At 64.0% G+C, this 14,253-nt stretch carries 11 protein-coding genes; 5 read left to right on the top strand and 6 right to left on the bottom strand.

What is annotated here, in order from left to right:
- Positions 1-17: 17 nt before the first annotated feature.
- The 5 genes from rbsA (at position 18) to CUC44_RS01600 (ending at position 5,480) form a co-directional block, all read left to right on the top strand.
- Entirely contained in the window at positions 18-1,562 is a 1,545-nt protein-coding gene (rbsA, locus tag CUC44_RS01620) for a ribose ABC transporter ATP-binding protein RbsA (protein WP_100858266.1), read from the top strand.
- A complete protein-coding gene (gene rbsC, locus CUC44_RS01615; RefSeq protein WP_100858265.1) occupies positions 1,559-2,527 on the top strand; it encodes a ribose ABC transporter permease in 969 nt (322 codons plus the stop codon). Before rbsA ends, rbsC begins: the two co-directional genes overlap by 4 nt.
- A 34-nt stretch (positions 2,528-2,561) precedes the next feature.
- Complete coding sequence (gene rbsB / locus CUC44_RS01610; protein ID WP_100858264.1) at positions 2,562-3,437, top strand: ribose ABC transporter substrate-binding protein RbsB; 876 nt, start codon at positions 2,562-2,564, stop codon at positions 3,435-3,437.
- A 100-nt stretch (positions 3,438-3,537) separates the two neighbouring features.
- On the top strand, positions 3,538-4,470 hold the full coding sequence (gene rbsK, locus CUC44_RS01605; RefSeq protein WP_100858263.1) for a ribokinase: 933 nt from the start codon (positions 3,538-3,540) through the stop codon (positions 4,468-4,470).
- Positions 4,470-5,480 carry a substrate-binding domain-containing protein gene (locus CUC44_RS01600; protein WP_100858262.1) on the top strand — a complete coding sequence of 337 codons (1,011 nt, stop codon included), beginning with the start codon at positions 4,470-4,472 and terminating at the stop codon, positions 5,478-5,480. The genes rbsK and CUC44_RS01600 overlap by 1 nt, the downstream gene beginning before the upstream one ends.
- Positions 5,481-5,550: 70 nt before the next feature.
- On the opposite strand, the gene CUC44_RS01595 is transcribed toward CUC44_RS01600, so the two are convergent.
- From CUC44_RS01595 to CUC44_RS01570, 6 genes are all read right to left on the bottom strand, one after another.
- A complete protein-coding gene (locus CUC44_RS01595; RefSeq protein WP_100858261.1) occupies positions 5,551-7,212 on the bottom strand; it encodes a GGDEF domain-containing protein in 1,662 nt (553 codons plus the stop codon).
- Entirely contained in the window at positions 7,209-7,685 is a 477-nt protein-coding gene (locus CUC44_RS01590; protein WP_100858530.1) for a putative pterin-binding protein, read from the bottom strand. Before CUC44_RS01590 ends, CUC44_RS01595 begins: the two co-directional genes overlap by 4 nt.
- 86 nt (positions 7,686-7,771) lie before the next feature.
- Positions 7,772-8,545 carry a Sir2 family NAD+-dependent deacetylase gene (gene cobB / locus CUC44_RS01585; protein WP_100858260.1) on the bottom strand — a complete coding sequence of 258 codons (774 nt, stop codon included), beginning with the start codon at positions 8,543-8,545 and terminating at the stop codon, positions 7,772-7,774.
- 72 nt (positions 8,546-8,617) lie between these two features.
- Positions 8,618-9,232 (bottom strand): GNAT family N-acetyltransferase, encoded by a 615-nt coding sequence (locus tag CUC44_RS01580; protein WP_100858259.1) that lies wholly within the window; start codon positions 9,230-9,232, stop codon positions 8,618-8,620.
- Positions 9,229-10,476, bottom strand: coding sequence for a response regulator (locus tag CUC44_RS01575; RefSeq protein WP_100858258.1), 1,248 nt, complete (start codon positions 10,474-10,476; stop codon positions 9,229-9,231). Before CUC44_RS01575 ends, CUC44_RS01580 begins: the two co-directional genes overlap by 4 nt.
- Before the next feature lies 1 nt (position 10,477).
- A complete protein-coding gene (locus CUC44_RS01570; RefSeq protein WP_100858257.1) occupies positions 10,478-14,251 on the bottom strand; it encodes an ATP-binding protein in 3,774 nt (1,257 codons plus the stop codon).
- Positions 14,252-14,253 lie beyond the last annotated feature (2 nt).

Genomic DNA, 14,253 nt, shown 5'->3' with positions numbered 1-14,253 from the left:
CTCAAAGGAAGCTGCAAATGAGCACAACCTCCTCGGCCCCCTCGCCCATTCTGGAACTCAGCGGGATCGTCAAGACCTTCCCCGGTGTGCGCGCCCTCGATGAGGCGGGCCTGCGGGTTTACCCGGGTCAGGTGATGGCCCTGCTCGGCGAGAACGGCGCCGGCAAGTCCACCCTGATGAAGGTGCTGACCGGCATCTATCAGGCCGATGCGGGCAGCGTCAGCTACCGCGGTCAGCCGGTCCACTTCAAGGGACCGCGGGATTCCCAGGATCAGGGCATCAGCATCATCCACCAGGAGCTGAACCTGCTGCCGGAATTGTCCATTGCCGCCAACATCTTCCTCGGCCGCGAGCCACGCACCCGCTTTGGCAACATAGATCACCGCCAGTTGCGTGAGCGGGCCAGCACTTTGCTGGTGCGGCTCGGGGTCAAGCACGGGCCGGACACCCGGCTCGGGGATCTCTCCATCGGCGAGCAGCAGATGGTGGAGATAGCCAAGGCGCTCTCCTTTGATGCCAGCGTCATCATCATGGACGAGCCGACCGATGCCCTCACCGACACAGAGACGGATCAGCTGTTTGCTGTCATCCGCGAGTTGCGCGAGCAGGGCTGCGGCATCGTCTACATCTCCCATCGCTTGAAAGAAATTTTCCAGATCTGCGATCGGGTCACGGTGCTGCGCGATGGCAAGTGGATCGGCGAGAAGGCGGTGAGCGAGCTCGATGAAGACAAGATCATCGAGATGATGGTGGGCCGCCGGCTGGAGGAGCAGTACCCGCGTCTCAAGCGCGAGCTCGGCCCCGTCAGCCTGCAGGTCAAGGCGCTGGCCGGCCCCGGCGTGCGCGGGGTGGATTTCGCCCTGCATCAGGGGGAGATCCTGGGCTTCAGCGGCCTGATGGGATCCGGTCGTACCGAGCTGATGAAGCTTATCTACGGCGCCAACCTCGTCACGGCCGGTGAGATAGCCGTGGATGGCAATGTCTTGCAGCCACGCAGCCCTGCCGATGGCCTGGCCGCCGGCATCGCCTACATCTCGGAGGATCGCAAGGGGGATGGCCTGGTGCTGGAGCTCTCGGTGCGCGAGAACATGAGCCTGTGCGCCCTCACTGAATTCTGCTCATATGGAAAGATTGGCGGCAAGATTGACGGCAAGGCCGAGCGTCAGGCGGTGAGCGATTATGTACGCCTGTTCAACATCAAGACCCCGAGTCAGGATCAGCTGATCAAGCTGCTCTCCGGCGGCAACCAGCAGAAGGTGGCCATCGCCAAGGGGCTGCTGACCCGGCCCAAGGTGCTGATCCTCGACGAGCCGACCCGCGGCGTGGACGTGGGGGCCAAAAAGGAAATTTATCAGCTGATCAACCAGTTCAAGAAGGAGGGGATGAGCATCATCCTGGTCTCCTCCGAGATGCCGGAAGTGCTCGGCATGAGCGATCGCATCCTGGTGATGCACGAAGGGCGCATCAGCGCAGAATTCATGGCCCAGGACGCCAATCAGGAGAAACTGATGGCGGCGGCAGTGGGTAAACAGTGGCAAGCAGAGCAAGAGGCACAGCAATGACAACCCAAACCCTTCCCAGCCGCGGCATCATGAGCAAGAGCTGGTGGATAGAGAACAAGTCCCTGATAGCTCTCCTGGTGCTGATCGCGGTGGTCTCTTTCTTGAGCCCGAACTTCTTTACCGCCGACAACCTGCTCAACATACTGCGCCAGACCTCGGTCAACGCCATCATAGCGGTCGGCATGACGCTGGTTATCCTGACCGGCGGCATCGATCTCTCGGTGGGATCTGTGCTGGCCCTGTGCGGCGCCCTGGCCGCCTCCATGGTGGCCATGGATCTGCCCATCGCTGTGGTGGTGCCGCTGACCCTGGGTGCCGGCGCCCTGCTTGGCAGCATCAGTGGTCTCATCATTGCCAAGGGCAAGGTGCAGGCCTTCATCGCCACCCTGGTGACCATGACGGCCCTGCGCGGCGTGACCATGGTCTACACCGAAGGACGCCCCATCTCCACCGGGTTCAGCGATGGCGCCGATCACTTCGCCTGGCTCGGGACCGGCTACCTGTTCGGGCTGCCCGCCCCCATCTGGCTGATGGCCATCGTCTTCCTGCTGGCCTGGTTCATGCTCAACCACACTCGCCTGGGCCGCTACATCTATGCCTTGGGCGGTAACGAGTCCGCTACTCGCCTCTCCGGCATCAACGTGGATCGGGTGAAGCTGGCGGTTTATGGTCTGTGCGGCATGCTGTCGGCACTGGCGGGCCTCATCGTCACCTCCCGCCTCTCCTCTGCCCAGCCGACCGCCGGCATGGGGTATGAGCTGGATGCCATCGCCGCCGTGGTGCTGGGGGGTACCAGCCTGATGGGAGGCAAGGGCCGCATCATGGGGACCCTGATAGGCGCCCTCATCATCGGCTTCCTCAACAACGCCCTGAACCTGCTCGACGTCTCCTCCTATTACCAGATGATTGCCAAGGCCAGCGTGATCCTGCTTGCCGTGATGATCGATAACAAAAGCAATAAATAACAACCCAAACCAGCCACACACAAGGAATGAAACGATGAAAAAGCTCAATACCCTGCTCGCCGCCGCCATCATGTCCGTGCTGGGCACCGCCCAGGCAGCCGATCACACCCTGGCCATGGTGGTCTCCACCCTCAACAACCCCTTCTTTGTCACCATGAAGGAAGGGGCGGAAGCCAAGGCCAAGGAGCTTGGCTACGAGCTGGTGGTGCTGGACTCTCAAAATGACCCGGCCAAGGAGCTCTCCAACGTGGAAGATCTGACCGTGCGCAAGGTCAACGCCATCCTGATCAACCCGACCGACTCCGAAGCCGTTGGTAACGCCATTCGTCTGGCCAACAAGGCCAACATCCCTGTGCTGACCCTGGACCGCGGCGCGGCGCAAGGGGACGTGAAGGCCCATATCGCCTCCGACAACGTGGCGGGCGGCAAGCTGGCCGGTGACTTCATCACCGAGAAGCTCGGCACTGGCGCCAAGGTGATCCAGCTCGAAGGGATCGCCGGCACCTCCGCCGCCCGTGACCGTGGCGAAGGCTTCGCCCTGGCCGTGGCCGCCAACAAGCTGCAGGTGCTGGCCTCCCAACCCGCCGACTTTGACCGCACCAAGGGTCTGAACGTCATGGAAAACCTGATGGCCGCCCACCCGACCGTGCAGGCGGTGTTCGCCCAGAACGACGAGATGGCACTCGGTGCCATTCGCGCCGTACAGGCCGCCGGCAAGGAAGTGATGATCGTCGGCTTCGATGGCACAGACGATGGCAAAGCCGCCGTGGCCAAGGGTAAACTGGCCGCCACCGTGGCCCAGCAACCGGCGCTGATCGGTGCCATCGGCGTGGAAACCGCCGACAAGGTGCTCAAGGGCCAACCGGTCGAGAAGTCCATTCCGGTACCGCTGCAGATCGTCAGCAAGTAATCGCAATCAGGGGGAGGCTTGCCTCCCCCTTCCCGCTTTTCGTGCCCCCTGGCTTGGGCTCATGCCGTGCCCAAGCCAGGATGCATCAGGAGTAATGACTATGAACCGTCTCGTTGTGCTGGGCAGTGTCAATGCCGATCATGTGCTGCGCGTACCCCACTTTCCCCGTCCGGGTGAAACCCTGACCGGCCATGGTTACAAGATTGTCCCCGGTGGCAAGGGCGCCAATCAGGCGGTCGCCGCCGCCCGGTTAGGTGCAGAAGTCTCCTTCATCGCCCGGGTCGGAGACGATGCCATCGGTCGCCAGATGCGCGATGGCTTCGCCAACGACGGCATCGACGTGAGCGCGGTGGAACTCGATGAGCAGCTACCCACCGGCATCGCCATCATCTATGTGAGTGACGAAGGGGAGAACAGCATCGGCATCTCAGCCGAGGCCAACGGCGCCCTCTCCCCCGCCATGGTCAAGAGTCACGAGGCCATGATTGCCGCCGCCCACACCCTGCTGCTGCAACTGGAAGTGCCGCTGGAGAGCGTGTTCGAAGCCGCCAGACTGGCTCGTGCCCACGGCACCCGGGTGGTGCTGAACCCGGCGCCGGCTCGGCCGCTCTCCGATGAGCTGCTGGCCCTGGTGGATCTCATCACCCCGAACCAGACCGAGGCAGAGCTGCTGACCGGCATCAAGGTGACCGACGAGACAAGCGCCGCCAAGGCCGCCGCCCGCTTCCACCAGATGGGCATAGCTGAGGTGATGATCACGCTGGGCTCGCAAGGGGTCTATTGCAGCCACCATGACCGCCAGATACTCATACCAGGATTTAAGGTCGCAGCAGTGGATACCACTGCCGCAGGTGATACCTTCAACGGTGCCCTGCTGGCAGCGGAGCTTGCGGGAGCAGATTTTAGCGCCGCGGTGCGCTTTGCCCACGGCGCGGCGGCCCTCTCGGTCACCCGACTGGGGGCCCAGAGCTCCATCCCGGCCAAGACAGAGGTGGATGCCTTCCTGCAGGCCCACCTTGCCCAGGGGTTCTGATGGCCAACATCAAGGAGGTGGCGGCGCGGGCCGGGGTCTCCACCACCACGGTTTCCCACGTCATCAACGAGACCCGCTTCGTGGCCGAGGAGACCCGGGAGCGGGTGTTCGCCGCCATGCAGGCCCTCAACTATGCCCCGAGCCTGGTGGCCCGCAGCCTCAAGGTGAAGGAGACCAACAGTATCGGCATGCTGGTCACCACCTCCAGCAACCCCTTCTTCGCGGAAGTGGTGCGCGGGGTGGAGCGCTATTGTTTCGAGCAAGGCTACAACCTGATGCTGGGCAACACCGAGGGTCAGGCCGAGACGGCCCTCTCCTACCTCAAGATGATGCTCAGAAAACGGGTCGATGGCCTGCTCATCATGTGCAGCGAGGGGCAGCAGGAGGTGTTCAATCAGCTCGACTGGCTCAAGAGCCTGCCTGTGGTGGTGATGGACTGGGGCATGGAAAACAAGGAAGTGGATCTTATCGCCGATAACTCCCATCGCGGCGGTTACCTGGCCACCCGTCACCTGCTGGCCCTAGGTCACACCGACATCGGCTGCATCACGGGCCCCCACAGCCGCGCCCCCGCCGATCAACGCCTGGCCGGCTACGCCCAGGCGATGCAGGAGGCGGGCCTTGTGCCCAATCCGGCCTGGATCCAGGAAGGGGACTTCGACTGTGCCAGCGGCCACGACGCCATGCTGCGGCTGCTCAGCCAACCCAGTCGGCCGAGCGCCCTGTTCGTGTGCAACGACATGATGGCCATGGGCGCCATCAGCGCCGCCCACCAGGCAGGGCTCAAGATACCCCAGGATCTCTCCCTGGTCGGCTATGACAACGTGGCCCTGGCCCAATACATGTCGCCGCCGCTCACCACCATCAATCAGCCCAAGGAGGAGCTGGGACGCCTCGCCGTCACCCGCCTGCTGGCGCGGATCAACGGCGAACAGATCGATAATCGCATGATCACGGTGGAGCCAAACCTGACGATCAGAGAGTCTTGCGCCACCTTCCTCCCCCGCTGATGGCGCAGCCTCGGCAATTCAGAACCCAATAAAAAAGGCGACCTCAGTCGCCTTTTTTATTCACTCAGATTCAATAGGTTTCCCGCTGCGCCATGGTATCGGCCGTCAGCTCCCTCACCCCAGGGTGACCGAGGCGCACCAGCCCCAATTGCCGCGCCACCGGTTGCAGCAAGGCAACCTCATCGGCAGCCCCTGGCAGCCAGTAGTGCACGGGCCAGCCGGCTCGCAAACAATCCGGCGTCCGGCTGCCGAGCTCGCTCAAGGCCAGCACGCAGCCACAGCGGCGCACCTTGGCCAGCAGCGCGGGATCCTCGGCGAGGGTCGGCAGCGCCAGGATCATGGCCCCCTCCGGCAAGACGGGCAGATAGGCCAGCACGTGGGTCAGCTGCGCCTGCTGCTCCAGTATCAACAGCAGGGGCCGTGAGTGGCTGGATTCAGAGAGCAGCCTGGCGATCACAGGGCCCAGAATGCCCCGCTCCTGCATCCAGCCGACGTCACAGCCCTGCTGCCCCACCCGCCAGCGCAGGCGAAGGGCGGCCACCACCTCTCCCCGCTCATCCCCCAGCTCATCAAACAGCGTCTCCAGGGGGGATGGCGCCGCCCCTGCCAGCCACTCCCGCAACTGATGCAGCTGACGCTGGTGCATGACCAGGGCCGCCTTCATGGCCGGCTGGAACCAGATCAGCTCGGCGCTCTCTCGCTTGGCCTGATTGAGGGCCAGGATGGCCTGCTCCAGCAGGAGATCCGCGCTATCTTGCGCCTCGGGGCGAGCCACCCCGAAGCGGCATGCCAGCGCAAAGCTGCTCTCCCGGGTCACGAATTCGAACTGCAACAAGGTCAGCAAGGCCGCCATCTGCGCCTCCAGCCGCGCCTCATCCCCATGCAGGATCAGCGCAAACTCGTCCCCGCCTAGCCGGTAGGCCCGGCCAGGATGGGCCTGGCGCAACTTGGCCGAGACCGTCTGCAGCAGGCGATCACCGACCTGATAGCCGAGCAGATCATTGACCTGCTTGAAACGCTTCAGATCCAGCACCACCAGGGCCAGGGCCCGGCTCTTTTGCAAGGATTGCCTGAGTTGCCCCTGCAGGGCGCGGCGGTTGCCGAGACGGGTCATGGGATCGAGCAAGGAGAGGCGGCGATTTTGCAAATTGGCGCGAATGAGGGCAAACACCAAAATCCCCCCCATCCCCAGCAGGATCAGCTGCCAGATCTGGAGCCAGAACAGGCTCTGGCGCAGCTGATTGACAGTCGCCTCCCGCTCCTGACCCGAGAGGATCTGATCTCCTATCTGCTCCACCTGATCGGTCAGTGCGCTGATCCGGGCCTGCGCCTCATCCAGGGCAGCCCCTTCTTGCAGCGCCCCGGCCTGCATCTGGGGATCCAGGGCCTTGATCTGCTCAAACAGCCTGGCCACGACCTCCCCCAGCCCATGGCGGGTGCGGGCATCGGCGGTCTCGCTGCTGATCAAAAACACGTCCAGCCGATTCCACAGCAGATCGTAATTGAGGCTCAGGGTGGCCATGTCCAAGCGGCCCGCCCGGTAGAGACGCAGCTCGTAGAGGAAACGCTGGGACTCCAGCATGACCTGGCTGATGTTCCAGTGGATGTTGCGATAGAAGATGTCGACCAGCTGTTCATGCCGGTTTTGCAGGACCAGACCCCACACGGAGGAAAAAAGAAATAGCAGCGAAATGGCGGCGAGCAGCAGATTGTGGCGATGCCGGCGAGTCACTTGATGACCTCGATACGAATGATCTGCCACACCATGCAACTGTGGATCGGGGAGATATCGAGCTCGGGGTGATCCGAGAGCGGCATCAGCAGCCAGAGCGGCCCCTTGTTACGCCGGGTCAGCGGCTTGTCATCCTCGTAGCGCACTAGGGTCAGGGGCACCTCGGCAAACTGGGCGAGATCCAGCTGCTGCTGATAACCGTTGAGGGCCGACACATTGATGAGGCTGGCGTGTTTGACGCCTTGCGACGCCAGCACCCGCGCCAGGGTAGGCCCGCGGTAGCTGTGTACCCCGCTGGTCCAGGGGGTGGCCGTCTTGAACTCGGTCTGGGGCAAGGCCGCCAGCGCCGCCTCATCCAGGTTGATGGCCTGCTTGTCAGGCAGCACCAACTGCAACAGGGGGGAAGATGCCTCGGCGCCGACCGTCGTCAGCGCCAGCAGAGAAAAAGCGATCCAATGCTTCAAGATACTCATGATTCGTTGCGCCAGCTGCACCCGGTAGTTTACGGGTCAGTGTGGCGGCTTCATGAAACCATTGCAACTGTGCTGTTACACATTAGTTATGGGCCACGCATCTCCATCCAGTTGTGTCCCGGCGCCGCTTTGGGCTGATGCACCCCGAGGGATTGCAGCAGCTCGTCCACATAGGCGGGCACCAGCACGGACGCGGGGCCGTAGCGCTTCTCGTCAAACTGGCTACCCACCTCACTTGGCTCCAGATTGAGCTCTATGGTGTGGGCACCATTGAGGCCCGCCTCATGAACGAAGCCGGCCGCCGGATAGACGGCCCCCGAGGTGCCGATGGAGATGAAGAGATCGCACTGGGCCAGGGCGCTATAGATCCTGTCAAGCCCGAGGGGCATCTCCCCGAACCAGACCACATGGGGTCGCAGCGGCTGGGGCAGCTGGCAGCAGGAGCAGAGCTCATCCTGATGAAGATCTCCGTGCCATTCGATCACCTGGCCCGACACCGGGCAGCGCGCCTTGAGCAGCTCTCCGTGCATGGGGATCAGGTTCTTGCTGCCCGCCTCGCTGTGCAAATTGTCGATGTTCTGGGTGATGAGGGTCACTCGCCCCGGCAGCAGACGCTCGAGACGGGCCAGGGCGTAGTGGGCCGGATTGGGGTGAATATGTGGCTGCTGCAATTGATGACGGCGAGCGTTGTAGAAATGCTGCACCAGCACGGGATCCCGTGCATAGCCCTCAGGGGTGGCGACATCCTCAACCCTGTGCTCCTCCCACAGGCCATCGCTGGCCCTGAATGTCTTGATACCGGACTCGGCCGAGATGCCGGCACCTGTGAGGATCACGATATGTTTGGCTGACTGCACCATGGTTGATTTCCTCCGACGGGTAACAGGCTGACCTTAGCACAGGGGCCGGGGCCGGCACATTCGCCCTTGGTCTTATGTGTGGCTCAAGGCCAGGGTGCCCAGCACGCTGAGATCCAGCCTGACGAACACCATCTCCCGCCCCGTGACCAGGGTCAGCGGCAATCCTAGCCCCTTGAGCAGGGCCAGCATGGGGCGATTCTGGCCGAGCACCTCGGCGGTCCACTCCCGGATCCCCTCCCCGTACGCCAGCAGCGCCAGCGCCAGCAGGATGCGCCGCCCGGCTCCCTTGTGCTGGAAGTGGTCTGCGACTATGCAGGAAAACTCGGCCCGATCCGGGTGCAACCGGCGCCGGATAGACTGGGCCATGGCCAGGGGCACGCCCTCGGCATCCGTCAGCAGCAGCGCAATCTGGGGATCGCGAGGGTAGTCGATGAAAAAAGCAAGCTGCTCGGCGCTCGGCGGCTGTTTGGGGCGCATGAAGCGCAGGTAGAGGCTCTGCTCGCTCTGGGCGGCATAGGCGGCTTCGAGGCGCGCCGGATCGCTCCCGGCCAGCTCCCGCAACCAGCAATCACGGCCCCCGACCACCATCATGATCGGCAGATCTGTCCGGGTGGCGGGATGGAGCCAGCCCGCCAGGCCCGCCTGCAAACGCGCGGGATCGGCGGGCCAGCACAGGTAGCGAGTCACCAGCGCCCCGAGATGCCGCGATCCTGCCACAAGCCGCTATCTAACAGGTTGAAGGGATCATCGAGATAGAGCGCAATCCCTAACTCTCTGGCGCGGTTGATGAAACGGCTCAGCAGGGAGTCTGCCGCCATCGACTCCAGCTCCTGCAGCAGGTGTTGCCCCAACAGCAGATGCTGGAACGGCAAGCGCTCCAGCTCATCAAATGGCAGATGCTGACCATTGTCGAGCAAGAGCGCCAGCCGCACCCCGGCCATGCTGCCTTGCAGCACCAGGGCGAAGCGATCCGACTGGTTTAGCACCTGATCGCGCTTGTGAACGACCAGGGTCAGCTCGTTTGGCAGCCGTCCGTGCTGCTCCAGCCGTGCCTTGAGCTGTTCCCAATGGGGAGGCAAGCCACTCACCGCCAGCCAGATGGACCCACTCGGCGAGGCTCCCGTGAGCGAACCGAACTGCCCCAGCCGCTCCCCCTGCCAGTTGCGGATGGTGCGCTTCAAGCCACGCATCCTGATGGAATGCTGCGGCCCCAGGTAGAGGGACTTGAGCAGCCGCAGCAGATCCAGGCTCTTGAGCGGCTTGGCCAGCGCCGCCAGCACATTGAAACCGGCATCGTGCAGCAGGCGACGCGCCCCGTCGATCAGGGTCTGATCGTGGGCGGACAACAAGATGATGGGCAGGCCGCTGTGGCGGTATTGGGGATGGCCCAGCAGCAGGCTGATGGCATCCTGCTCCGCCAGGCTGAGATCGCAGATAAGCAGCCCTATCTGCTCCTGCTCCAGGGCCTGCAGGCAGCTTGCGCCGTCCTGCACCCATTGGCAGGGCAAGCCCAGCTCCTGAATTTCCTGCTGGATGCAGGCGCCCTGGAAGGGATGATCTTCGAGCAACAAGACCTGCAATCCGGCCAGCCAGGTGTGCCAGCGCTGCACCAGGGCCTGCAGACCTTCCTGCCAGGGGTCAGTCATCTGATAGAGCCCCTGCCCTGCGGCCATCAACTGCGGGAAATAGGGCTCCCCGGCGTGGGCCGCCGGGTCGAACAGGGCGATGGCGCTGCTGGCCAGCCCCTCTTCCCAGCGCCACTGGGGATCGGGTTGGGTGCGATGCAGGCTGGCATAGTCAGGCACTCCCGCCGCCTTCACCGCCTGGTAGGAGACGGCGTCCAGAGCGTAGACAGTGACGGGGTGGAACACGGGCGCCAGGCTCACGTCCTCCTCCAGCAGGGCTAACAACTCTTCCTCTGTGATGATCATCTCATACTCTCTTGCTCAATTGCCGACAGACCTCATCAACTGCCTGGGTCAGCGGCTCAACCAAGGGCTGCTCGGGTGACTGCTGCCAGGCGTCTATCACCTGGACCAGCGGCATCGCCCCCACCATTTTGGCGGCCCCTTTCATCTTGTGTAAAGCCGTCTTGAGGGCATTGATGTCCGCTTGTGTGACGCAGTGCTCAATGTCCGCCAGATCCTCGCGGGTCGATGCCAGATAGAGGCTGACCAGCTCGGCGCTCAGTGGCATCAGGCCCTCCTTCACCCAGCTCGGCGTGTCACTCTCCTCTTGCGGCAACGCCTCCGAGCCCTGCCCGGAGACGCTGCGCAGCAGAATGGCCAGATCTTTTAACAGAACCGGCTTGTCCAGGTGACCGTGGCAGCCGCACTCGGTCAGCCGCTCTGCCGCCTGCTCGCTCAAGTCGGCAGTAATAACGTAAACGGGCAGATGTTGCCAGCGGGGCGAGGCGCGCAGCTGTTTACACAGCTCGGCGCCGTCCATCACCGGCATCTGCAGGTCCGTCAGCACCAAGTCGACCTCTTGTCGCTGCAAGATCTCAAGCGCCAGCCGTCCGTTGGCCGCGCTCAGTACCTCGGCCCCCAGCTGGCTCAGCTGCATGCTGATCAGCACCCGGTTCACCTCGTGATCTTCGACCAGCAGCACCCGCAGACCTGCACCCGGCATGCTGGCGCGCTCCTCCGGCCCCACATTGAGCCTGGGTTGCAGCAAGGAGACGACCGAGCCCGGGATCCAGGGCTCGTCCTGCCAATGCCAATGACGCAAGCCCTGCTCGTCATGCATGGCGCTCAGGCAGGGAGCCATGGTGGTCTCCGTCACGCAGACCTCCCTCAGCCAAGCGCGCATGTAGGCGAGCTCTTCGCCTTCCAGTTGCAGACAGAGGGCGCTGACGCGGGGTTGCCAGTGGGACTTCTCCCGCAGGGGGCGCAGGGGGAATGTGCAGAGGAAGCGGCTGCCCGCCTGCTCCCGGGAATCGACTGCTATGGTGCCTCCCATCTGCTCCATCAGCTGGCGACAGATGGCAAGCCCGAGGCCCGTGCCCTGAGCCCGGGTCTGGCCCGGCTCCTCCCCCTGCTCGAAGGGCAGGAACAGCCTGGGCAGCAGCTCGGCGCTGATACCAGGCCCCTCGTCATCCACCCCGCAGTGAACCGAGTCTCCTTGGCGCCGCGCCCACAACACCACCTCGCCCCGCTCGCTGAACTTGATGGCGTTGGAGAGCAGGTTGTGCAGCACCTGTTGCACCCTGTGGGGATCCAGCTCCAGCAGGGCCGGCAGGCTGGGATCGAGGTGCAGCCTGAGCTGCAGCCCCTTGGAGCGCGCCTTGGACCAGTGCACGGCGGCCACGTGCTCGCACAGCTCCACCAGATCGGTCGGCTGGGGCGAGAGGCGCAGCTGGCGGGTCTCGTTGCGGCTGAAATCGAGCACGTCGTTGAGCAGCCCCAGCAGCTCGTTGCCCGCCTGCCTGACGTGGGTCAACGCGGAGGTCTGCTCCGGCGAGAGGGAAGTCTGATCGAGCCACTCCAGCAGCCCCAGGATGGCATTCATGGGGGTGCGAATTTCATGGCTCACGGCGGCGAGGAAGCGCCCCTTGGCAAGCACCGCCTGCTGGGCCTGCTCGTGGGAGATCTGCAGCGCCTGCTCCTGCTCGACCCTGACGGTCACATCCTGTACCACCCCATAGATGCGCCACCCCGGCCCCTGACGGCGGCCGCGCCCGGAGAACTGCAGCCAGCGGCTGCCCTTGCTCGGGTGGCGATAACGCAGCAGATGGGAGAAGGGGCGGCCCGCCAGCAGCATGGCCAGCATGGGGGCGCGCATCTCCCGCCTGTCCTGTCGTGCCAGCCGGGTCAATGTCTCGTTGGGATTGAGGCGGATCTGTTGGCTCGCCAGCCCCAGCAGCTCATAGCTACCACGACTGACGAACTCCATGCGGCCGATGGCGCCCTCCACCAGGGTGAACTGGAGCACCACCCCGGGTACCGTATTGGTGAGGGCCCTGAGCCTTCGCTCCGCTTGGCGCAGCAAGCGGGTGCGCTCGCGCAGGGCGCTGATATCGGACAGGGCGATGAGATCCCCCGCCGGGGCCTGCAGACCGAGCTGCAGGGGGATCTGGGCGTAGGAGTAGACCTGCTCGCGCAAGCCAAGCTCCCCCTCCCCACCCTGCAGTTGCGGCGCGGGGAGCTGCAGGTCGGCCCCGTAACGGGCCTCCAGCTGTTTGGCCCGCTTGTTGCGCTTGATGATCTCGCCCTTGTCGCTTCGCAAGAACACGGGCACCGGCAGCGCCTGGAACAGGGATTCCCGGAACTTACTCTCGAGCGCCAGCGCCTGCTCCGCCTTGTGGCGCTCACGCGCCTCCTGGGCCAGTTGCTGGCGGGAGCGCCAGATCAGCCAGATGACCGCCGTGCTGATCAAGAGCGCCAGCAAGACGGATGCCAGCCAGAAGCCGTAGCTGACCCCCTCCTGCTGGTTCAGGATCAGCCGGTGCCAACGCTGGGCCAGCTCGTCCACCTGCCGATCGTTGATGGTCATCAGACTCTGCTCCATCACCCCGGCGAGCCTTGGCTGATCGCCCCGGATGGCAAAACCCAGGCCGAAGGTCTGGGGCAGCTCCTTGATGGTTAAGTCCGCCAGCAGGTTGTTGCGCATGGGGTATTGCAGCTGATAGAGCTCCGCCAGCATGGCATCGGCGCCCCCCTCCTGCACCGCCTTGATCCCCTGTTGCAGGGTATCGACCCGCACCCACTCATGGTGACCGAGCCCGGCCAGCAGGCTCGGATCGTAGAGTGCGGCGGGCACCACTATCTTGCCCTTCACCTCGTCAATGCGCTCATGGGCACCCAGCTTGCGACTGACCAGGGCGTAGCGGCTCATGGCCACGATCCGGGTGAAGTGGAATTCTTGACCCAGAGACGGCGACTCCTGCAGGCCGGCCATCATGACCGCCTCCCCGCTGCGCAACTTGGCCAGCGCCTCCTCCTTGCTGGCGGCCGGAATGAGCTCGAAATTCAGCCCGGTCTGGCGGCTCACTCGCTGCAACACGTCGCCGCTCCAACCGGCGAGCCTGCCCTCCTGGTTGATGCCGCTGTAGGGCATGAAACCGGGCGCCGCCACCAGCTTGATGGTGCGGGCGGTGCCGATGAGCCAGGCCTGCTCCTTGTCGGTGAAGTGCAAGGGATTGATGTCCTGCTCGCTCTGGGGCAGATAACGCCCCAGATCCCGGTAGAGACTGCCCGGCGGCAGGAAGCGGATCGCCGTGTCCACCAGTTGCTGCAACTCGGGGCGATCGCGCATCATCAGCCGATACCCCACCACCAGATCGTCGCTGCGAAGACGGCGCAGACGCAGCCCCTCGTCGGGATACTCCCGCATTAAATATCGCAATTGCAGGTAATCACCGAGGTAAGCACTGCCTTTTTCCGCAAACAGTGCCAGATACCAGTTGTCGGCATCGGTCAGTTGCAGCTGGGTCGACTTGGGGTAGAGGCGCTTTAGCACCTCGCCCGCCTGCCAGATGGGCGACACCAGGAAGGCCGCGTGCTCCAGATCCCCCCGATAGAGGATGGCGGACTCCGCCTCCAGCATGGTGCGGCTGAGCAACATGCCGTTCTCGGGTTGCTGGGTCGGGCTGATGTGCGGGATGAGATCGCAGCGCCCTTCTCGCAGGCCCTGCTCCACCGCAGGCCAGTTAGGCAGCGTCTTGAAGTAGAGCGGCACCGGCAGCTGGCGGGCGAGGCGCGTCATCT

This window comes from Aeromonas lusitana, from assembly GCF_002812985.1.
In the GTDB taxonomy this organism is placed as follows: domain Bacteria; phylum Pseudomonadota; class Gammaproteobacteria; order Enterobacterales; family Aeromonadaceae; genus Aeromonas; species Aeromonas lusitana.
The sequence above is the reverse complement of the archived record's forward strand: the minus strand, read 5'-3'. Positions and strand labels throughout refer to the sequence as shown.

Bases quoted from the DNA above. Each gene is read 5' to 3' on its own strand.
- rbsK (WP_100858263.1), top strand. From the start codon at position 3,538: ATGAACCGTCTCGTTGTGCTGGGCAGTGTCAATGCCGATCATGTGCTG.
- cobB (WP_100858260.1), bottom strand. From the start codon at position 8,545: ATGGTGCAGTCAGCCAAACATATCGTGATCCTCACAGGTGCCGGCATC.
- rbsC (WP_100858265.1), top strand. From the start codon at position 1,559: ATGACAACCCAAACCCTTCCCAGCCGCGGCATCATGAGCAAGAGCTGG.
- CUC44_RS01600 (WP_100858262.1), top strand. From the start codon at position 4,470: ATGGCCAACATCAAGGAGGTGGCGGCGCGGGCCGGGGTCTCCACCACC.
- CUC44_RS01590 (WP_100858530.1), bottom strand. From the start codon at position 7,685: ATGAGTATCTTGAAGCATTGGATCGCTTTTTCTCTGCTGGCGCTGACG.
- rbsB (WP_100858264.1), top strand. From the start codon at position 2,562: ATGAAAAAGCTCAATACCCTGCTCGCCGCCGCCATCATGTCCGTGCTG.
- CUC44_RS01575 (WP_100858258.1), bottom strand. From the start codon at position 10,476: ATGATCATCACAGAGGAAGAGTTGTTAGCCCTGCTGGAGGAGGACGTG.
- CUC44_RS01570 (WP_100858257.1), bottom strand. From the start codon at position 14,251: ATGACGCGCCTCGCCCGCCAGCTGCCGGTGCCGCTCTACTTCAAGACG.
- rbsA (WP_100858266.1), top strand. From the start codon at position 18: ATGAGCACAACCTCCTCGGCCCCCTCGCCCATTCTGGAACTCAGCGGG.